The organism is Pedobacter montanisoli (assembly GCF_022809115.1).
Taxonomy (GTDB): domain Bacteria; phylum Bacteroidota; class Bacteroidia; order Sphingobacteriales; family Sphingobacteriaceae; genus Pedobacter; species Pedobacter montanisoli.
The window spans coordinates 908633-930291 of the sequence record NZ_JALGBH010000001.1 but is presented as its reverse complement, the minus strand read 5'-3'; the positions used below and the strand labels follow the sequence as shown (position 1 = coordinate 930291).

General features: G+C 39.5%; 15 protein-coding genes. 2 read left to right on the top strand and 13 right to left on the bottom strand.

Features of this window, described 5'->3' with window-relative positions:
* Positions 1 to 9: 9 nt before the first annotated feature.
* Genes MMF97_RS04060 through MMF97_RS04035 form a run of 6 tightly spaced genes read right to left on the bottom strand, consistent with a single transcriptional unit; the run spans position 10 to position 5477 of the window.
* Complete coding sequence (locus MMF97_RS04060) at positions 10 to 993, bottom strand: Rossmann-fold NAD(P)-binding domain-containing protein (protein ID WP_243359459.1); 984 nt, start codon at positions 991 to 993, stop codon at positions 10 to 12.
* A 42-nt stretch (positions 994 to 1035) separates the two neighbouring features.
* On the bottom strand, positions 1036 to 2166 hold the full coding sequence (locus tag MMF97_RS04055; protein WP_243359457.1) for an aspartate aminotransferase family protein: 1131 nt from the start codon (positions 2164 to 2166) through the stop codon (positions 1036 to 1038).
* A 27-nt stretch (positions 2167 to 2193) separates the two neighbouring features.
* Positions 2194 to 3171 (bottom strand): N-acetyl-gamma-glutamyl-phosphate reductase, encoded by a 978-nt coding sequence (argC, locus tag MMF97_RS04050; protein WP_243359455.1) that lies wholly within the window; start codon positions 3169 to 3171, stop codon positions 2194 to 2196.
* 32 nt (positions 3172 to 3203) lie between these two features.
* A complete protein-coding gene (locus tag MMF97_RS04045) occupies positions 3204 to 3563 on the bottom strand; it encodes a four helix bundle protein (RefSeq protein ID WP_243359454.1) in 360 nt (119 codons plus the stop codon).
* A 30-nt stretch (positions 3564 to 3593) separates the two neighbouring features.
* Positions 3594 to 4781: an argininosuccinate synthase gene (gene argG, locus MMF97_RS04040; protein WP_243359451.1), complete on the bottom strand. Its 1188-nt coding sequence runs from the start codon at positions 4779 to 4781 to the stop codon at positions 3594 to 3596.
* Complete coding sequence (locus MMF97_RS04035) at positions 4782 to 5477, bottom strand: GNAT family N-acetyltransferase (RefSeq protein WP_243359448.1); 696 nt, start codon at positions 5475 to 5477, stop codon at positions 4782 to 4784.
* 444 nt (positions 5478 to 5921) lie between these two features.
* Here MMF97_RS04035 and MMF97_RS04030 point away from each other — a divergent pair, with 444 nt between their 5' ends.
* Positions 5922 to 6629, top strand: a complete 708-nt coding sequence (locus MMF97_RS04030; protein WP_243359445.1) for a DUF4397 domain-containing protein — start codon at positions 5922 to 5924, stop codon at positions 6627 to 6629.
* Between the two features lie 226 nt (positions 6630 to 6855).
* On the opposite strand, the gene carB is transcribed toward MMF97_RS04030, so the two are convergent.
* The 5 genes from carB to MMF97_RS04005 all read right to left on the bottom strand — a co-directional run bounded on the left by carB (position 6856) and on the right by MMF97_RS04005 (position 12125).
* Entirely contained in the window at positions 6856 to 9747 is a 2892-nt protein-coding gene (carB, locus tag MMF97_RS04025; RefSeq protein WP_243359443.1) for a carbamoyl-phosphate synthase large subunit, read from the bottom strand.
* A 280-nt stretch (positions 9748 to 10027) separates the two neighbouring features.
* On the bottom strand, positions 10028 to 10477 hold the full coding sequence (locus MMF97_RS04020) for a hypothetical protein (protein WP_243359429.1): 450 nt from the start codon (positions 10475 to 10477) through the stop codon (positions 10028 to 10030).
* Between the two features lie 126 nt (positions 10478 to 10603).
* Positions 10604 to 11215, bottom strand: coding sequence for a superoxide dismutase (locus MMF97_RS04015; protein WP_243359427.1), 612 nt, complete (start codon positions 11213 to 11215; stop codon positions 10604 to 10606).
* Between the two features lie 81 nt (positions 11216 to 11296).
* Complete coding sequence (locus MMF97_RS04010; RefSeq protein WP_243361164.1) at positions 11297 to 11770, bottom strand: nucleoside deaminase; 474 nt, start codon at positions 11768 to 11770, stop codon at positions 11297 to 11299.
* 19 nt (positions 11771 to 11789) lie between these two features.
* Entirely contained in the window at positions 11790 to 12125 is a 336-nt protein-coding gene (locus MMF97_RS04005; RefSeq protein WP_243359425.1) for a tRNA-binding protein, read from the bottom strand.
* 158 nt (positions 12126 to 12283) lie between these two features.
* On the opposite strand from MMF97_RS04005, the gene MMF97_RS04000 reads away from it, so the two are divergent.
* Entirely contained in the window at positions 12284 to 12811 is a 528-nt protein-coding gene (locus tag MMF97_RS04000; RefSeq protein WP_243359423.1) for a GNAT family N-acetyltransferase, read from the top strand.
* Positions 12812 to 12862: 51 nt separating this feature from the next.
* Here the strand turns inward: MMF97_RS04000 and MMF97_RS03995 are convergent, their stop codons facing one another.
* Both MMF97_RS03995 and MMF97_RS03990 read right to left on the bottom strand, forming a co-directional pair.
* On the bottom strand, positions 12863 to 13726 hold the full coding sequence (locus MMF97_RS03995; RefSeq protein ID WP_243359421.1) for a PorP/SprF family type IX secretion system membrane protein: 864 nt from the start codon (positions 13724 to 13726) through the stop codon (positions 12863 to 12865).
* A 154-nt stretch (positions 13727 to 13880) separates the two neighbouring features.
* Positions 13881 to 21629, bottom strand: a complete 7749-nt coding sequence (locus MMF97_RS03990) for a YDG domain-containing protein (protein WP_243359419.1) — start codon at positions 21627 to 21629, stop codon at positions 13881 to 13883.
* Positions 21630 to 21659: the final 30 nt, after the last annotated feature.

Sequence of the window (21659 nt, the reverse complement as noted above, 5' to 3'; positions counted from 1 at the left end):
TATAATTGGTTAATGATTTTCAAGCAGTGCTTTTAAAACAGCCTGAGCCGACCATAACCTGTTACCTGCCTCTTGAATAACCAATGAGTTTGGACCATCCAGTATTTCTGCGGCCAATTCTAAATCGCGGCGTACGGGCAAACAGTGCATAACTTTAGCATTATTGGTAAGGCCAAGCTTTTCGTTGTTCATCATCCAATTTCCTTCATAAGGTAATATTTGTCCGTATTCTTTATAGCTGCTCCAGTTCTTTACATACACATAATCTGCATCTGTTATTGCGTGATCCAGGTTATGTACAATTTCTGCACCTTTTGTAAACTCATCGGCCAGTTCAAACCCTTCTGGTTGTGCAATTACAAATTCAATCATATGCAATTCCTGTGCTTTACACATCCACTCGGCAAAAGAGTTAGGTACTGCCTGCGGCAAAGGTTTAACATGGGGAGCCCATGCCAATACCACCTTAGGCTTTTTACCCTGTGCTCTTTGTTCTATAGGCACAGGATTAGTTTCTACAATGGTAATCAAATCTGCAAGGCTTTGCAGAGGATGTCTGGTTGCGCTTTCAAGACTTATTACCGGAACACCACAAAACTGTACAAATTTGTTAAAAAAGCCTTCGCTATAATCTTCTTCTCTATCTTTTAGCTTAGGAAAAGAACGTAAGCCTAAAATATCGCAATACTGCCCCATCACTGCCGCAGCCTCACGTATATGTTCGGTTGTATTACCATTCATTACCACACCATCTTGTGTTTCTAAAGCCCAGCCATCTTTATCCATGTTCATTACCATGACGTTCATTCCCAAATTCATGGCAGCTTTTTGGGTACTTAGCCGTGTTCTTAAACTTGGATTCATAAAAACCAGACCTAAAGTCTTGTTCTTACCCAATGTGTTATGCGCATATGGATTTGCTTTCAAAGCCAATGCATCGGCTACCAATTGTTTGATGTCTGTAACATCATGAACGGACGTGAAAAGGTTCATACTCCGATTGCTCCTATAGAGATTTTAAATTGTGAACTATAATTATTTAACCAGTTTGCCAAAAGCTGTTAAAAACTCGTCGGCATGAGTTTTATCCAGGTTTAAAGCAGGCAATAAACGGATAACATTAGGTTTAGCCTCACCTGTAAAAATATGGTGCTTAAACAATAACTCTTTCTTTACATGAGAAAGCTCTTCAGGCAAGTCAATGCCAATCATTAAACCTCTGCCTCGTATTGCTGTAACCTGCTCAAATTTTTTCAATTCTGAAATAAGGTAATCTCCTATATTCCTGGCATTTTCTAACAAATTTTCTTGTTCAATTGTTTCCAGAACAGCAAGGGCTGCTGCACATGCCAGATGGTTTCCACCAAAGGTAGTTCCCAATTCTCCATGCCAAGGCTTAAATTTTGGTGCAATAGAAATGCCCGCAACTGGGAATCCGTTACCCATACCTTTGGCCATAGTATAAACATCTGCATTTATACCAGCCCAATCATGTGAATAGAATAAGCCTGTTCTGCCGTAACCACATTGTACGCTATCTGCAATATAAACGGCATTGTACTGATCACAAAGTGAACGTATTTTTTGTAAAAAAGATTTTGAAGCTTCTTTAATACCTCCTACACCCTGAATACCCTCAATAATTACTGCCGAGATCTCATGACCTTGTGCTTTAAAAGTATCTTCTAAAGCCTGTTCATCATTATGAGGCAAAAAGATTACATTTCCTGTTTCATTTACCGGAGCTACAATCTTAGGGTTATCTGTTGCTGCGACAGCAAGAGAAGTTCTGCCATGAAAGGCACCTTTAAAAGCAATTACTTTCTTCCTCCCGTTGTAGAAAGATGCCAGTTTTAATGCATTTTCATTAGCTTCTGCTCCAGAATTACACAAGAACAATTGATAATCTGTTTTGCCTGATACTTTACCTAGTAGCTCTGCTAACTGTACCTGAACAGCAATTTTAACCGAATTAGAATAAAATCCTACTTTATTTAACTGACTGGTTAAACGGCTTACATAATGTGGATGGGTGTGTCCGATACTAATTACAGCATGTCCACCATACAGGTCTAAATATTTTTTGTCTTCAGCATCCCAAACATAACTGCCCGATGCTTTTACTATTTCTATATCGTTTAATGGATAAACGTCAAATAAATTCATTTCTTAAAAGTTATAAGTTGTTATTAACTAAAACCCAACCGCTTTCAATTTCAGTCCTGCTGTTTCTTCCAAACCAAACAGCAAATTCATATTTTGAACGGCCTGTCCGCTGGCTCCCTTTAACAGATTGTCTATAATACTTATGATCAATAACTTGTTACCATGTTTTTCTATATGTACCAAACACTTATTGGTGTTTACAACTTGTTTGAGGTCGATATTTTTCCGGCTTACATGCGTAAAGGCATGATTAGCATAATACGTTTCATACAGATGATAAGCTTCTTCTTCTGTTAAGTTACTGTCAATGTACATTGCGGCTAAAATACCTCTTGCAAAATCACCTCGTTGAGGTATAAAATTCAATGCATAATTAAGCTCTCCCTGCAATTGCTTTAAACTTTCGCTTATTTCATTTAAATGTTGATGTTCAAATGCTTTATAAGCCGATAAGTTATTGTTGCGCCAGCTGAAGTGAGATGTTTTACTTAAACTTTGTCCGGCTCCTGTAGAACCTGTTGTAGCGTTGATATGAACTTCTGACTGTAATAAACCTGCTTTAGCAAGTGGTAATAAACCCAGTTCTATACATGTAGCAAAACAACCCGGATTAGCAATATTCTGTGCCGATTTTATAGCTTCTCTATTCAGTTCAGGAAGACCGTAAATGAATTGACGATTTTCAATTGATGAATTACGACTTAACCTAAAGTCTTGCGATAAGTCTATAATTTTGATCTGTTCGTCAATAGGATTAGCTTCCAAAAATTTTCGGGCATCGCCATGACCTACACAAAGAAAAAGTACATCAATATCCTGAACTATTTCATCTGTAAATTTCAAATCTGTATCGCCTACTAAATCTGTATGTACATCGGAAACTAAGTTTCCGGCATTACTGCTACTGTTTATAAAAACAAGCTCAACTTGCGGATGATTGATGAGAATACGCAACATTTCTCCGCCTGTATATCCTGCCCCTCCTATAATACCTGCTTTAATCATAAGTTAAAAAGTTGAATGTTTAAAGTTAAAAGTCAGGGTGCTAGTCTAACCTTCTTGATTAACGAAATTAACATTGCCTTAATTTCGCCTACTTCTTTCTCTAATTCTATAAATAATTCTTCATCAATGAATTTTAAATCCTTTGATAATAGTAATTGATATTCTAACTCGTGGGTAGAGCCCAAAGCAATTTGTAAAAAGCTTGCCAAATTTTTTGATGTAAACCTACCACATCCTTCGGCAATATTGCTTCCAATAGATGATGCAGACCTTTTAATTTGACTCGTTAAATTGTATGTTTCCTCCTTTGGGAAAGCCGAAACAACCGCATACATTTTTAATGTAAAACGATGCGCCTTTTGCCATACCAATAAGTCTTTGTAATTCTGCATAAAGCTTTTTACTTTAAATTCTTAACTTCCTTACTTCCCATTTACTTTATGCCATATTGTTACTTGATTCCCGAAAATCTTAGAAAAACCTTTTACGTCTTCGCCAGACCAGGTATTGTTCATTTCTCCGTAACTACCAAATTTATTGCTCATCAAATCGTGATCAGATTCTATACCGATGATATGGAAACGGTAAGGAAGCAGTTCTACAAACACTTTACCACTAACAGTTTTCTGTGTAGAAGTTAAAAAAGCTTCAATATCTCTCATAACCGGATCATGAAACTGACCTTCGTGCAACCAGTTCCCGTAGAAAGAGGCCAAGTTTTCTTTCCAGCTTAACTGCCATTTGGTTAAAGTATGTTTCTCTAAAGTATGATGCGCTTTGATAATGACCACGGGTGCTGCGGCTTCAAAACCTACACGTCCTTTAATGCCTATAATGGTATCTCCGACATGTATATCTCTGCCTACGCCATAAGGCTGAGCAATGGCCTGTAATTTCTGAATTACTTTAACCGGGCCCATTTTCTCGCCATCAATTGCTGTCAGTTCGCCTTTTTCAAAAGTCAGTTCAACTTTACGGCCTTCTGTTTCAGTAACCTGTGTAGGCCACGCACTTTCAGGCAAAGTTTGGTTTGAGGTTAGTGTTTCTACTCCACCAACCGATGTACCCCACAAACCCTTGTTAATTGAATATTTTGCTTTTTCTGCACTGTACTCTACACCATGTTTAGCCAGATATTCTATTTCTGCTTCACGGGATAATTTTAAATCCCTGATTGGAGTAATGATCTCTACCCCAGGAATTAAAATATTAAAAATCATGTCAAAACGTACCTGATCATTACCTGCTCCGGTACTGCCATGTGCAACATAATCTGCACCAATCTTTTTAACATAATTTGCAATAGCCGTTGCCTGACAAACACGTTCTGCGCTTACCGAAAGAGGATAAGTTGCATTTTTAAGTACATTTCCGTAAACCAGATATTTGATACTATCGTTGTAATAGTTCTCTGTTTCATCTACCGCAGCGTGCGAAGCTACTCCTAAACTATAGGCTTTCTTCTCTATTTCAAGTAGTTCTTCTTCAGAGAATCCTCCCGTGTTAACTACAACAGAATGTACTTCCAAACCTCTGTCTTTTGCCAGATAAATACAGCAAAATGAGGTATCTAAGCCGCCGCTAAATGCTAAAACAACTTTCTTTTTCATTTATTTATCAAATATTAGGGTAAACAAAACAATTAATGATTTAAGACCGGTTCTTTGTTTCAAAATCAGTCTTTGTTTAATACGCATAAAACGTTCATAAAGTTTAGGTTTCTTTTGAAGTTCTTCTGCGAAAATTTTGGCTGCTTCATGTTTCTTCTCTGCCGGATCATAAAGCATTGCCGTACACATACAGTTTTTACGGTCTTTCATCTTCAATATCTCGAAGTTTACGCAGCTCTGGCATCCTTTCCAAAAATCTTCATCCTGCGTAAGCTCAGAATAGGTAACCGGTTCGTAACCCAAATCAGAATTGATCTTCATTACTGCCAAACCTGTAGTTAGGCCAAATATTTTAGCTTTTGGATACAGTTTTCTTGATAGGCTAAAGATTTCCTCCTTAATGGCTTTTGCCAGTCCGGCTTTACGGAATTTAGGGCTTACAATCAGCCCAGAGTTTGCAACAAACTGCCCATGGCTCCAGGTTTCTATATAGCAGAAACCTGCCCAGGTTCCATCTTTATGAAATGCGATTACGGATTTTCCCTCTTGCATTTTATTAGCCACGTATTCTGGTGAGCGTTTTGCAATACCTGTACCTCTGGCTTTTGCAGATTCGGCCATCTCGGTTACGATTTCTTCTGCAAATACACGATGTTCAGGTAAGGCCACCTGCACTATAAAATCGTTTAGATTCATTAATATTCTAACGAAAAAAATAAGAGTATTTTGTTAATTGGGTTTTTAGTGAGGATCAATTCCTCATGGTATAAGTTCCGGGAAAAGGGTAAACTTAAATACGCGGCGTAAAGATTTGCCGGCTTGTGGTAATGTAAAAAACGGGGCGCAAACGCTCAATAAAATAGCTGTTTGAAGCAATGTTTTTTGCCTCAAGAACAGATAATTTATGAAAAATATGTTTGCTCATTTTACTGTTGAAAATTATTGTGCTGCAAAGGTTTAAATAAAAATTGGATTGTGCAATAATTTTCTTATTTTTTTACCAAAATCAACTGCTTTTTTGACGAATCTTTGTGCTTTTAACAAAGTTTAACATCACTCTTTTTAAGATAAAAGCCATATTTGTATTCTAAATAAAATTAAGTAGTTAGATTTGCTTGATTTTTTTAATTTTTACTGCGCATGAATATCAACTTCTACAAAATGCTTAAACCGTTTACTTTATTTATGGCTTTTGCCGTAATGGCCCTAAGCTTTGGCTGTAAAAGCAAAAACGACCCTGCTCCCACTGCCGGAGTATTAAGAATTTATAACGCTTCTCCTACATTTTTAACGTACGACATTTATTACAACGGTAATAAAGCGAATAGTGTAGCCATTCCTTACGGTGGTGGTATCAAGAATACCCAGTACCCTGTTGGAACTTATGACATTAAGTTCAAAGTAGCTGGAGAATCTCAGGATGCTTTCAGTAAGTCTGGCCTTAACCTACAGCAGGATGTATTAACCAGCTATTATCTTTTAGGAAAAGCTAACCAGTTTGAATTGCTTACGGTGGTTGATAATCTTTCTAATTTAGATATTAAAAAAGCTTATGTACGTTTTATTAACCTGTCATTAAATGCTCCGGCTCTTGATCTCTTTGTTAAAGATAAAACCAGCGCCATCAGCAGTAATATCCCTTATAAAGGTTATGGAACTTACACAGCCGTAGATGCGGGCACAATAAAATTTAATTTAAAAGAAAACTCAACGGGAACGGTTAAAGCCGAGAGTGATGATGTGAAAATTGAGATTGGAAATGTCTATACCATCTTTGCAGGCGGGGTTTACAGCAATCCGGCTGCAGATGAAAGAGGTTTAAATATACAGGTAATTAAGCACCAGTAATTTTTATTTGGTGCATGAAAAAATCCCGTTTGGCGTTGCCAAACGGGATTTTTTGTAAACAAGGTTGTAGCAAACGGGGCTGTCCAAAAAGTTTTCAGATTCGTCATTCTGAACTTGTTTCAGAATCTGAAACATCTTGTAGTAACTCTACAAAGAGATCCTGAAATAATTCCAATAGCTATCGGAATAGAGTGACGGCAGACCTTTTTGGACAACCCCGTTATTTTTATTGCGACAGATACATCGATTTTACTTTATTCAGATGTCTGAAATAAGGATCTTCCAGATCTTTAATAAAGAGGATCGCTTCTCCTGTTGATTTCATTTCCGGCCCTAATTCTTTAGGCACCTCAGGGAATTTTTCGAAAGAGAATACCGGCTCTTTAATCGCAAATCCTTTTAGCTTGCGCTCGATGGTAAAGTCTTTCAATTTATTTACACCTAGCATTACTTTAGCCGCAATATTGATGTAAGGCACATCGTAAGCTTTAGCAATGAAAGGTACGGTACGTGATGCACGTGGGTTGGCTTCTATCACATATACTTTTTCGTCTTTAACCGCAAACTGTATATTTAATAAGCCTCGTACATTTAACGCTTTGGCTATTTTCTTAGAGTATTGCTCCATATCTGCTATTACTTTATCAGACAAGCTGTAAGGAGGTAATACTGCACTTGAATCTCCAGAGTGGATGCCAGCAGGCTCAATATGCTCCATTAAACCAATAATATGTACATCTTCTCCGTCACAGATAGAATCTGATTCGGTTTCTTCTGCTCTGTCTAAGAAGTGATCGATCAGTACACGGTTGCCCGGCAGATCTCCTAATAGTTTTACTACAGCTTTTTCCAGGTCCTCATCATTGATCACAATGCTCATACCTTGCCCACCTAATACATAACTAGGACGTACCAATACTGGATAACCTACTTCGTTAGCTACTTTAATTGCTTCTTCCGCATTTTCAGCCACACCGTATTTAGGATAAGGAATATCTAACTCTTTCAATAAATCAGAGAAACTTCCACGATCTTCAGCAATATCCATATTTTCAAAAGAAGTACCGATGATAGGGATATTGTTCTCATGTAGCTTTTCAGCCATTTTAAGTGCCGTTTGTCCACCTAACTGAACAATAACACCTACTGGTTTTTCTAAATCTATAATCTCACGCACATGCTCCCAGAAAACAGGCTCGAAATAAAGCTTATCGGCCATGTTAAAATCTGTAGAAACAGTTTCAGGATTACAGTTGATCATGATCGCTTCAAAGCCTGTTTCTTTAGCTGCTAACAGACCATGCACACATGAATAATCGAATTCTATACCTTGACCTATGCGGTTTGGTCCAGAACCCAATACAATAACTTTCTTTTTATCTGAAGGAATTGATTCGTTTGTACCGTAATTGTTTCCTTGTACCTGTACTCCGTTTGCTGTGATTTGCTGAGGTGCTTCTTCAAATGTAGAGTAGAAATAAGGTGTTTGTGCAGGGAATTCAGCTGCACAGGTATCTACCATTTTGTACGCACGGGTAAGGCCCAATTCTTTACGACGTTGGTAAACTTCGTCTTCGGTTACGTTACCTAAAATATAAGCAATTTGTATATCTGAAAATCCTTTTTGCTTAAGTGTAAAGAAAAAATCTCTAGGAATATTGCTCAGGTTATAACGCTTTAACTCTGTTTCTAAAGCTACCAGCTCTTGTATCTGTACTAAAAACCATTTGTCTATCTTGGTTGCTTTACGGATAGATTCTAAAGGCACGCCCATACTCATTGCATCTTTGATCAGGAATAAACGGTTCCAGCTCGGATGCTCTAAGCCATGCATAATTTCTTCGATATTGCGCTTCTGACGTCCATCTGCACCAATCCCCGCCCTGCCTATTTCTAAACTCTGACAAGCTTTTTGTAATGCCTCGGTAAAGTTGCGACCTATAGACATTACCTCTCCCACGGCTTTCATTTGCAAGCCTAATTCAGGATTAGCTCCTTTAAATTTATCAAAATTCCAGCGAGGGATTTTTACGATAACATAATCTAAAGTAGGTTCAAAATATGCTGAGGTTGTTTTGGTGATCTGGTTTTCAATCTCATCTAGATTATATCCAATAGCTAATTTAGCGGCAATCTTAGCAATAGGATAACCCGTTGCCTTACTTGCAAGCGCTGATGAACGTGATACACGTGGATTGATTTCTATCGCAATGATCTCATCATTGGCTGGGTTTACCGAGAACTGTACGTTACATCCTCCGGCAAAGTTACCAATGGCACGCATCATCTTAATAGCCTGATTACGCATTTCCTGGTAGCAACGATCTGATAAGGTCATTGCAGGAGCCACAGTAATCGAGTCTCCGGTGTGAATGCCCATAGGGTCGAAGTTCTCGATAGAGCAAATGATAATTACGTTGTCATTGCTATCTCTTAAAAGTTCTAGCTCATATTCTTTCCACCCTAAAACAGCCTGCTCTACCAATACCTCATGGGTAGGAGAAGCTTCTAAGCCGCGTTTTAAAGCTGCATCAAAATCTTCTTTTTTATGGACAAAACCGCCGCCTGAGCCTCCTAAGGTATATGAAGGACGAATTACCAACGGGAAACCTATTTCTTGGGCGGCTTCTTTTCCTTCTAAAAAGGAATTGGCAATTTTAGAATGTGCTACGCCCACACCAATATCAACCATTAACTGACGGAAAGATTCCCTGTTCTCAGTTTTATCAATGGCAGCAACATCTACACCTATAATACGTACGTTGTGTGCTTTCCATAAGCCCCGTTCCTCAGCCTCTACACAAAGATTTAATGCAGTTTGTCCGCCCATTGTAGGTAAAACGGCATCAATAGTTGGTAGTTCCGGGTTGTTTTTGTGTTCAATCAAAATTTCTTCAATTGAATCAACAGTTAAGGGTTTCAGATAAACGTGGTCACCAATAACTTTATCGGTCATAATGGTAGCCGGATTTGAATTGATAATGGAAACCTTAATTCCTTCTTCTTTTAAAGATAAGGCTGCCTGAGATCCTGAATAATCAAACTCGCAGGCCTGACCAATAATAATAGGGCCAGATCCGATAATCAATACTGAACTAATGGAAGTGTCTTTAGGCATGTGGGTAAAAAAGTCTAAATGATTGTCTAACTGACAAATAGCCAGGAGAATTCCTCTGCTATGAAATGAAAAATCCCGACTGTCTTGTCGGGTTGCAAAGATACATTTTATGAAAGAATTTTCGCTGATTTTTTTAATATATTATGTAATACATGAATTCATCTAAAAACGAGTTCTAACTTTTTTGAACATCTTCTTTTTGTAAATGCTTTTATTTATCAGCAAAAAAGCCTTTTGAATTGTTCAAAAGGCTTAAAATTTATGTATAAAATCAGACCGTCTACAGATTTACACCCGTAGATTTTAATCCTTCAATACCCACTACTTTTTCTTCTTCTTCTCCTTTTTTACGTTTCTTCTTTTTCTTATCAGGAGTTTCTCCACTCAGGCGCTCTTCAATAATTTTGTCAAATTCAGCAATTTGCTCTGTTTTTAATACCGCCTTGATACTTTTATTGGTTTCGTTATTAATGCGATAGAATTTGGCCATTTCTTCATCATTATAGCCGCTTGCCTGTTGTTTTTTAATTAAGGCAACCTGTTCTTTAGCTAAATTAAAAGCATAGTTATAGATTACACTTTTTTGTGTAGAACTTAAATTTAAACGCTTTTCCAGTTCATCCACATTTTTCTTCGCCAGCTCATCAGGCCCCGGTATTTTATTTTGGGCATTTGCCTGAACGGTAAAAACCGCAAAAAACATCAACAGATAAAATAATCTCTTTCTCATCGCTAAAATTTTAGCCAATTTAAGTATTTATTTTTATCTGCCTGCATTTTGTTTGATAGAGTGGGTTTATTAAAAGCAAAGAGCGGGCACTTATGTGTCCGCTCTTTGCTTTTATCTTATTTTGGATTAAGACATTGCTTTTTTGTAACGCTCAGCTACTGCATCCCAGTTTACTACATTCCATATTGCAGCTAAATAATCAGGACGTTTGTTCTGATATTTTAAGTAATATGCATGCTCCCAAACGTCGATACCAAAAATAGGTGTTCCTTTTTGCTCAGCAACATCCATTAAAGGATTATCCTGATTAGGCGTAGAGGAAATAAATAATTTTTTATCTGCACCTACAGAAAGCCATGCCCATCCTGACCCGAAACGGGTAGCACCTGCATCCTGAATTTTAGTTTTAAAATCAGCAAAAGATCCAAAAGCCTCATTAATTGCTTTTGCTAAATCGCCTGTTGGTTCTCCGCCTTTATTAGGGCCTAACACGGTCCAGAATAAGGTATGGTTATAGTGACCACCGCCATTATTGCGTACTGCAGCAGGGTATTTAGAAATATTTTTGATGATATCATCAAGATTTGCATTTGCTTCTGGCTTGCCCTCTAAAGCTTTGTTAAGATTGGTAACATAAGCCTGATGATGTTTGCCATGGTGGATTTCCATGGTCATTTTATCAATATGCGGTTCTAATGCATCGGTTGCGTATGATAACGCAGGTAATTCAAAAGCCATAATTTTTTATTTAAAGTTAAAAATTGTTTCTATACAAATATAAGAGCACAACGTTAAGTTTTATTCAAAAGTTTGTCAACTTTAATCTCGTTTTTTGGCAAAGAAGCTGCGCATCAGGTTAGCACACTCTTCCGCTAAAACCCCACTTTTTAATAACGTTTTGGGGTGTAAAAGGTTTTGCTTTATTTGGGTAAAACCCCGTTTCTCTTCGCTTGCGCCATATACTATGCGGCTAATCTGTGTCCAATAACTAGCACCAGCGCACATTACACAGGGCTCAATAGTTACATATAAGGTACAGTCTTTAAGATATTTTCCGCCCAAGGTTTGCGCTGCTGCCGTAAAGGCCTGCATTTCGGCATGAGCGGTTACATCATTTAGTTGTTGGGTAAGGTTATGTCCTCTGCCGATTACCTTTCCTTTGCAAACCACTACTGCGCCTATAGGTATTTCATCTAAAGACAATGCTTTTTGGGCTTCATTAAGCGCCATTCGCATATAATGTTCATCTTCTGCCTCAGGATTGAGGGCATCTTCAAAATTATAAAAGCTCACTTCAGATCTGTTAAATTTCTTAAATAAGTTTAGTGCCATTAGGCACTTTTTTATCGACAGTACTTAGGACAATATCTCCATTTTCATCGGCAAATCCGGTAACCAAAAACTCACTCATAAACTTACCAATCTGTTTTTTCGGAAAATTTACAACACCTATAATCTGCCTACCTACCAAAGTTGCTGGGGTATAATGCTTGGTAATCTGTGCACTGCTCATTTTAATGCCCAATTCTCCGAAATCTACACGCACTTTATAAGCCGGGCGTCTTGCTTCAGGAAACTCAAAGGCTTCGAGGATAGTACCTACTCTTAATTCTACTTTCTCAAAATCGCTCCAGTTAATTTCTTCCATAGCGGCTAAATTACTAATTATTGTTGTTTATAGGCATGTAAATTAAAGGTTAGCATCTATCTGATATTCCTATCGCTAATTATTTTAATTTTTTCAATGAGGAATAAGCATATTTGTTACATTCGAAAACATCTTAACTGATTATTCATTTATAGAGCATGAACTTTTCAATACAACCTACTTTAGAAACTGAGCATATCATATTATCGCCTTTAGCAACAGATGATTTTGATGCGCTTTACAATGTAGCTGCTGACCCGAAAATATGGGAGCAACATCCGAATAAGGATCGATGGAAGAAAGAGGTATTTGCTAATTTTTTTAAAGGGGCGTTACAAAGTGGTGGTGCTTTTAAGATAATCGATAAAAGCTCAAATGAATTTATTGGCAGCACTCGTTTCTATGATTACAATCCGGCAGATAATAGTCTGTTGATAGGTTATACTTTTTATACTACAAAATATTGGGGCAAAGGCATAAACCATCAAGTAAAAAGGCTCATGCTAAACTATATTTTTAACCATGTTGATGTGGTTTATTTTCATGTAGGTGCACAGAACATCCGCTCACAAATTGCTATGGAAAGATTAGGTGCGCAAAAAATTGCGGAGCAGGAAGTTGCTTATTTTGGTGAACCTTCGAGAATGAATGTGGTTTATGAAATTCGTAAGGAAAACTGGGTTTAATCTGCATTTAGATTAAACCCAGTATTAAAACACAACGGGGCGTTTATAGCTTTATTTACCAATCTTGTATCCAAGCACTACATCAAAGATACCTCCACTTAGGCCTCTCAGGTTTGAGGGTTCTGAGTTGTACATGGCTGAGATCATCAGTCCACTTTTATCTAAATAGCCCATACCACCTGTAAAACTCTTGTTGCTGTGGTACATGGTATAAAAACGCAATTGATCGGCGTTCCACTCGCCTGCCACATCCCATTGGTTATCGTAGTTTTTTACGCCGCGGTAAACCAACATCGGTTTTACACCAAAGCTGTCATCGAAGTTGATTTTGTAGCTTAAGGAACTGTAAAAAGTTGCGTAATCTACTGTGGATATTTTACTGTAACGCTTTTCATTCAGGCTCAGATAGCTGAACTGGGCTTCCAAGTTCCTAATTTGATAGGTTACACCAAAATTGCCGTCTATATAATTCTCTCTGTCATTGTATTTAGCCAGTTCACTATCATTGAGGCCGCTGGATGTTGCCCGGCCGTAATCCAAACGATCTTGCGACCAGCTCATAGATACCCCAAAACGTAGGGCATGATCTTCGGCAAAAGGCACTTTATACGAAAAGCTTCCCCTAGCTTGCGTTTTTCGGATCAGCCCACTTTTATCATTAATAAGGTTTACACCTACTGTAGCTCTATCATTTAGCGGAAGTACTCCTGAGAAAGAAGCCATTACTGGTGCCCCGTCTATTTTGTTCCACTGGTTTGAATAATTCAGAAACATTTCTGCTCTGCCATGGTTTCCTGCCATTGCCGGATTTACCAAATATTCATTTTGATAGTATTGGCTTTTTAGTGGACTCAACTGTGCTCTGGTAGTTCCCACCATGATGCTCAGCAGTAGTAGAGGTATATATCTTTTCATCTTTTGTTTCTTTGTATGGTATCTGAAATATTGAATAAGTAAATTTTTATTTAAAAATTACTAAATAAATTTATTAATTAACTTAATATCTCATTTGTTATAAACTCAGGCATCTTTTTTACAGACACCTGAGTTTCTACTTTTTTTTAACTTTTTATTTACTTCTTACTATCGTTATAAATCCTTTTGCAACTTTAGCACCGAGGTTGGCTGGGTTCTGGTCGAAGCGGATAATATAGTAATACGTTCCTTCGGCCAACGGTGATCCGTTAAAGGTCCCGTCCCAATCGTTTTTGTAGTTTCGTACCTTGTACAGTTCCTTTCCTGATCTGTCATAGATTGAAAGCGTATGGTTTGGATAAGCATCTATGTTCTTGATTACCCAGGTATCGTTTACCCCATCGCCATTTGGTGTGATGAAATTCTCGGCCTGCACCATGTAGTCTTCTTTTACTTCTATAGTGATGGTTGAGGTGCTTTCACAACCCGTAGCATTTTTTACAGTTACGGTATAGGTAGTGGTTTCCATTGGACGTACCGTTAACACAGCACTGCTCTGACCGCTGATGATACCATTCGCCGTGGTCCAGCTGTAACCTGTTCCATTATCGCTGTTTACCCTAAGTACCGCTGTTTCTCCTTTACTGATGCTCGTACCTTTGTCACTCACAATAGTATTTACCGGTAATGGGTTTACCGTCAAGGTTCCTTTTACATAGCTGAAATCATAGTTGGCGGATGCGCCTCCGGATGGCACCAGCTCGTAATTACCAGCAACACTGCCTGCATTGGCGATGGTACTCACTGTTGGTTTGGTCGTCAGGCCGTTTTCATTGTCGCTGTATTTAAACCCGCTGTAGCTTACACTGAATGCCGGGTTATTTGTTCCGTAGCAGCGTGAGCTGTTGTTTGCTGTAACGGTTAACAATGCCTTATTGATTATCAGGTTTGCCGGTTGGTAGCTCAGGTTATAGTTATTGCTCAGGGCAACCGTTCCCTGTTTGATCGTATAGCTACCTGCATTCTGTCCGTTATCGCGTAGCAGCGCACCTGTAAAGGTATCTCCGTTTACCAGATTTCCAGATGTAATCTGATAGCTTAATGCTGGATCGTTATCTCCGTAGGTCTTGGCTTTCGCATCTGCCTTGATGGTAACCGGGCGGGCTGTTATGGTCAATGCCGCTGCATTGCCCGTTGCCTGCTCTAAGGTATAGTTCTGTGCCGTTAGGCCGCTGCCGGTAATCGCATAGCTGCCTGTACTGCTGGCATTGTTGGCCACTGTGCCAAAGCTCGGGGTTCCGGTAGTGGCATTGGCCTGGTCGTCTCCTGTTGCAAAACCTGTAATCGTTCCTGTTAATGTTGGGTTTGCATCTCCATAGACTTTTGTTGCCGGCGAGGCCACATAGCTGAGTTTAGCCGGAGTGATACCCGCTGTTGTAGCCGCAGTATTATTGAATGTGTAGTTTCCTGCATCTGTACCGCTAATACTGATACCGCTTACACTTACCGCTTTGTTGGTTCCTACGTTCTTATTATCGAATGTGGCTGCTGTATTTGCTAAAGTCAGTACATCGCCTGTTAAACGGTTATCGCTTAAGCTTACCGTTGCATTGGTATTTCCATCGTACACCTTATCCGTTGCTGTTGCGGTAATGGTCAGGTTTTTTGCGGTAATGTTTGCTGTAGCCGATGCCGTGGTATTAAAGGTATAGTTTATAGCATCTGCTCCGCTGATGCTGATACCGCTTACGCTTACCGGCTTATTTGTACCAACATTCTTGTTGTTGAATGTGGCATTGGTATTTGCCAGGGTCAGTATATCTCCGTTTACACGGTTATCACTTAAAGCTACTATAGCATTGGTATTTCCATCGTAAATTTTGTTGTTTGCTGTAACGGTAACCGTTAAGGCTTTTGCGGTAATGTTAGCCGTAGCCGATGCCGTGGTGTTAAAGGTATAATTCACCGCATCTGTTCCTCCAATACTGATACCTGATACCTCCACTGATTTATTGGTGCCCACGTTTTTGTTATCGAACGCAGCGCTTGTATTTGCCAAGCTCAGTATATCACCATTTACGCGGTCATCACTTAAAGCTACTATAGCGTTGGCATTTCCGTCGTACTCTTTATCCGTGGCCGTTGCGGTAACCGTTAGGGCTTTTGCCGTGATATTTGCTGTTGCTGATGCTGTGCTATTGAAAGTATAATTATCGGCATCCGTTCCGCTGATGCTGATACCGCTTACCGTTACCGCTTTGTTTGTTCCAACATTTTTGTTATTAAATGTTGCGCTTGTATTTGTTAAAGTCAATATGTCACCGTTGATGCGGTTATCGCTTAAGCTTACCGTTGCATTGGTATTTCCGTTATACACCTTATCTGTTGCCGTTGCGGTAACTGTCAGGTTTTTTGGTGTGATGCTGGCCGTTGCCGATGCCGTGGTGTTAAAGGTATAGTTATTTGCATCTGTTCCGCTGATGCTGATACCGCTTATTTCAACTGATTTGTTGTTTCCCACGTTTTTATTATCAAACGTAGCGTTGGCATAAGTTAAAGTCAATGCATCTCCGTTTACCCGGTTATCGCTTAAACTTACCATCGCATTGGTATTTCCATCGTACACTTTGTTAACTGCTGTAGCTGCAACAGTAAGTGTTTTTTTGTTTATGGTTAAAACCTGTACCTCATCGGCTGCAGCTTTGTAGAAATTATTTCCTGCCTGACTGGCTGAGATGTTAGCGGTTCCGGCTCCTACAATATGTACCTTACCTGCAACTATGGTTGCTACCGCTGTGTTATCAGAACTGTAACTGATGGTTAAGCCCGATGTTGTTGTGGCTCCTGCATCAAAATCTGCATCGCCATAAGTTTTAGCGGCAAGAGCATTAAAAGTAATGGTTTGCGATGCTTTTGGAATAGCCGTTACTTCTGTACTGTAAGTGCTTTCGTTGCCAGCCTGATCTACTGCTGTTATCCGATAATAATAGGTGGTTCCATTGATCAGTCCACTGTGCGTGTAAGTAACCGTTGGACTTGTTACCGTAGTTAATAAATTAGTTGGGTTGGTACTTGTACCTCCATAAATTTTGTATGATGCCAAGTCTGCTTCTGTATTGGCTGTCCAGCTCAACACGCTCTGCTGGTTATCAAAAATTGCGGTTAAACCCGTTGGTACGGCCGGTGCTTTGGTATCGTATGCAATATCGGGAGATAAAACTCCTTTCGATCCTTCATTTCCTGCTGCATCGGTATAAGCGCCTGCTGCAACAATAATATTTGCGGCACCGTTATCTGTATTCGCATTAGGTGTAAATGTAGCTGTACGTAAGAAACCCATGCCTGAAATCCCCGATATTGTACCCCCTGTAACGGTAATACTTCCTGCAGTGAAACTAACTCCCGGATCTTCACTAAAAGTAAAGGTTATAGTAGCCGTTTCGTCCTTTTTAAGGGTAGATATACTGCTGGTAATAGCCACTGAAGGTTTCGTGGTATCTATTGTAATCGCTATTGCCAAAGAAGCTGAACTAACATTGTCTGCTAAATCGGTTGCCTTTGCTGTAATGCTATAAGTACCATTGACCAGTGGCGATGTTAAAGTAATGATCCAGTTTCCACCTGTTGCTATTCCGGTACCCAATACGGTAGATCCGCTATACAAGGTTACTGTTGTTCCTGGTTCGGCCGTACCCGTAAAAGTAGGCTGTGTTACATTGGTAAGGTGATCTGAATTAGACACACCGCTATCGCTTGCTGCTGTCAGTACCGGTGTTGACGGTGCCGCCGGTGCCTGTGTATCCAGTACATAAACCTGAGCATGCTCTGTTCCTTTGTTACCGGCCTGATCACCTACATATACTTTTAAGGTATTGCTGCCCGATAGTGTTACCCCGTTTAAAGAAAATGTATTTGAACCAACAGCTACTGTTGCCGCTACATAAGTTGATCCATTGTCCAGTGAAATATATACTATCTCTCCGGTTTGTAAATTGGCACTTAAGGTCCCTGATAGTGTTTGGGCTGCGATATTTGTGATAAAGTCTGTTGAAGAAGGGCCGCTGTCATCTGACAGTTTTAAAGAGGTTACATAGGTAGTTGGAGGTGTTTTATCGATAGTAAAGCTTACTGTTGTCTTATTACCTGCCGCATCGGTTACTACCAAAATGTAAGTTCCTTCTGTACTTACTACTGAACCGCTTGAAAAAGTCGAACCGTTCAATGTTGCGGTACCTTCATTAAAGCTAATGGTTTTATCAGTGTTGTACAGACCACTATTAGTTACACCTGATACTATAGGTGCTGTCTTGTCTATAGTGAAAGCTATTGTCGTGTAGTTACCTGCCGCATCGGTTACCACCAAAGTATATAAACCTTCGGCACTTACCGTTGTACCACTTGTAAACGCCGATCCGTTCAGCGTTGCGGTACCTTCATTAAAGGTAATTGTTTTATTGGTATTGTATACCCCACTATTGGTTACACCTGATATTACAGGTGCAGTCTTGTCTATGGTATAACTCTGGCCTGCTGTATATCCGCCTGCGATATCATTACCTGCGCTATCTTTTATACCCGTTGGAGAACTGTTCAAATCGAGGCGAATGGTTCCATCGCCAGTTCCCGTACTTACCGTAACAGTATAAACACTACCGCTTCCTGATACTGAACTAACCGCAGCGCCCATAACCCCTCCAGTTGTTGTTAATGTAAAATCCGCCGCATCCACTCCAGTTACTGATTTTGAAAAGCTTACATCGAAACTAATCTGCGAAAGCTTAGTTACTGACGGGTTTCCTGAGGATCTGACAATAGAGGTTACCGAAGGTGCAACGCCATCTACAAGCACCCCTGCAGTTGAGCTTACACCATTTAATGTCAGCACCACCGCGTTAGATGCTACGTCTGTTATGGTTCCTCCATTTAAATCAATAGCGTTTCCTACTACAATACCATTCGCATCCAAATCTCCTGATTGTATGGTATAAGTAAATACCAGATCTGTTGTTCCGCTTCCTGATGCGTAAGCTGCATATCGTGTAGTTGAGCCAATCGTTAAGGCTAAAAATGGTATACCTCCTGTTGTGGTAACATTTACATTTCCACTGAATTTTATGGTAAAACTTAATTGTTGTCCTATACGATAAGTTACATTAGAAGGTACGGTTACCGTTGTAATTGCTGTTGCAGCATCGGCCTGTAACTCGTAAGCACCCATATCTATCACACCGGCACTAGCATATTTATACACACGGGCATTTCCTGCGAGGTCTTTGGTATTGGCATCTAATCCGGTAAACGAGGCATTGCTTCCTTTATTTACAGCCGGACTTGAAGCTGATAGCGTATAGTCGCCTGCTGCTGCATTGGTAAATTGTGGGTCTGCATTGAGTATAGCTGTCCCGGGATATACACCTTGCACTATACTGTTGTTAACTGTGGCTCCATTACCTCCAATTCCATTGGTGCCAGTATTGCCCCAGATAATGCTATTTTTAACTGTAACTCCATTAGAGGCATCATTATCCATAGCTGATCCTGTTGGTCCGGTTGTATTACCCGTAATTGTTACATTGGTCAATTCAGGCGCTGCCTCACCATACATGTTATAAATTGCACCTCCTCTAAAAGACGTATTATTATTATTGATAAGGGAGTTAATTATTTTTGGACTAGAACGAATATTCGTAATCCCTCCTCCATAAATAGCGCCTCCATTATAGCTTATCTTAACAAATTCCATTTTAGAGTTAGCGAAAAAATTATAAATACCTGCTCCGTAGGCTGCTTTATTTTGTGTAATGGTAAGATTGGTTAGTCCTGGGCTGGAATTATTAATCAACATACCACCTCCAGAATTTTTATCTATGGAATTTCCACTTATCTGAAAGCTTCCTGCCCCATCTGCATAGCCTCCTTTTATGGTAAAACCATTTAAAGTTGCTGTTCCGGCATCGCCTGAACTTACTACCACGTGGTAAGCATTATTTCCCACAATCGTTCCGTCAACCGCGTCATTATTATCTATGTCTCCACTCAAAATACTGGCATTGGCTGTAAGGTTTAAATTTCTATCAGCCAAAGTATTTTCTGTCCCTGCAAAACCACCATATATCTTTACATCTTTTACCAGCAAGAAAGTATTATCTCTACCCTGGTCGGTTCCAAAATTTGCTCCATCCTGCGGGCTGTACTTGGGTTTATAAGTACCGGCTGCTACCCAGATTTCCTTAATGGCAGTATTGGTCTTGGCCACTTTCAATGCGTCTGCCAGCTCGGCGGCAGCATTGGTCCAGCTGTCTCCGGTTTTACTTCCGGCTCCATTTTGTTTAACTCTTACTATGCCGCTGGCATCTGGGGTAATTCCAGAAGGCGCATTTACAACTACAGTCGTTGTACCTGCTGCACTGGTACAACCAGTCACAGTTACAGTTACGCTATAGGTACCTGCTGATGCTGCTGTTATATTGGAAATACTTGGGTTTTGTACATTCGAAGTAAAAGCATTAGGGCCAGTCCAACTATATGTAGCTCCCGATACAGTAGGTGTACTTAAATTAAGTGTAGTGCCCAAAACTACCGGACTATTACTTGAAGCAGACGGTGTTGCCGGGGTTATGTTAGCAGTACCGCTAACTGCTATAGTTTTAGAGGTTGCTCCGGTAGAACTTACAGCGATATTACCCGAAGGGCTGCCAATAATATCCGCTCTTAAACGAATGTATATGGTGGTATTGCTTACTGTACCTCCCGTTGGAAACATACTAATAGAAGAGCCATAAGTACCAGCTGATGATGTTGATATCTCAAAACCTCCAGGCGCTGTTATTATTAAATTAGCGGTTAAGTCACTGCCTGATACCGTAAAAGATTGTGGTGCAGATGCCGTTCCTGAACAGGTTGAAAAAACCGAAAGTATTGTTACTGAAGTGGTAATAGCAGGAGTTGCAACAACAGCACTGGTAGTAACATTATTAGGGTTATTGGTACCCGACACTCCCTGATATTTTTGTGAGCCTGAAGCTCCATTATACTCTACCACCATTGCTCGGTATGTAGTATTGCTCGTTAAGCCAGTGACTGTTACAGAACTACCTGTTCCATTATAAACACAATACCAGCCTGATGATCCAACCTGAGTTCCCGAACCAAATATAGTATTCGCGGTGTAGGAAGTATTATCAATTAAAGCAGGATTTCCTGTTGCTGCTGCTTTCATGAAAACAGCTCTCGATGTTCCTGTGCCATTTGTCCAGTCAAGCGTTGTTTGCGCTTGCAGAGTGGAGGTAAAATTTATATTTGTTGCCTGTGTAAGAGAGCTAAAAGTATATTTAATATCATCCAATGCAGCATAAACCAAACTGCCTTTTAACTGGATTTCCAGTTCATCTATATCAAAAGTATTAGCGGCTGAATAATTTGCAAAATTGATAAGCGTAAATCCTTCTTCTACACCTTGAACATTGTTCAGAGTACTGCCAAGCACTGTAAAAGTATATTGTATCTGTCCAGATTTTTTACCGACAAATACAATATCTCCTGAATTAGAAACCGTTTCGCAATTATTCGAAGGAAAAACCCATAAGCTCTGTATTTTTAAATAACCGGGCTCATTTAATTTAATACTTCCTATAGATGTAGCTATAGCTCCTGGTACTGTAGTTAAACAATCATCGTAAGTATCAATAATATAATCATCTCCTCCATGACCTAATCCTGGATAAATTGTTCCATGCAATCGCCCTGTAAAGGTATATTTTCTTGATGTGTTAGGGTTTAGATAGCTTTTAACGAGAGTTCCATTACCTATATTCCTGAAGTCCTCTATGATTTGCGCCTGTGCCGTAAAGGTCAGTAAACTTATGAAAACTCCTAAAAATAAACTTGTGTAAAGTTTTACCATATTAATAGTTTGTTTGTTTTTCTTTTTCAG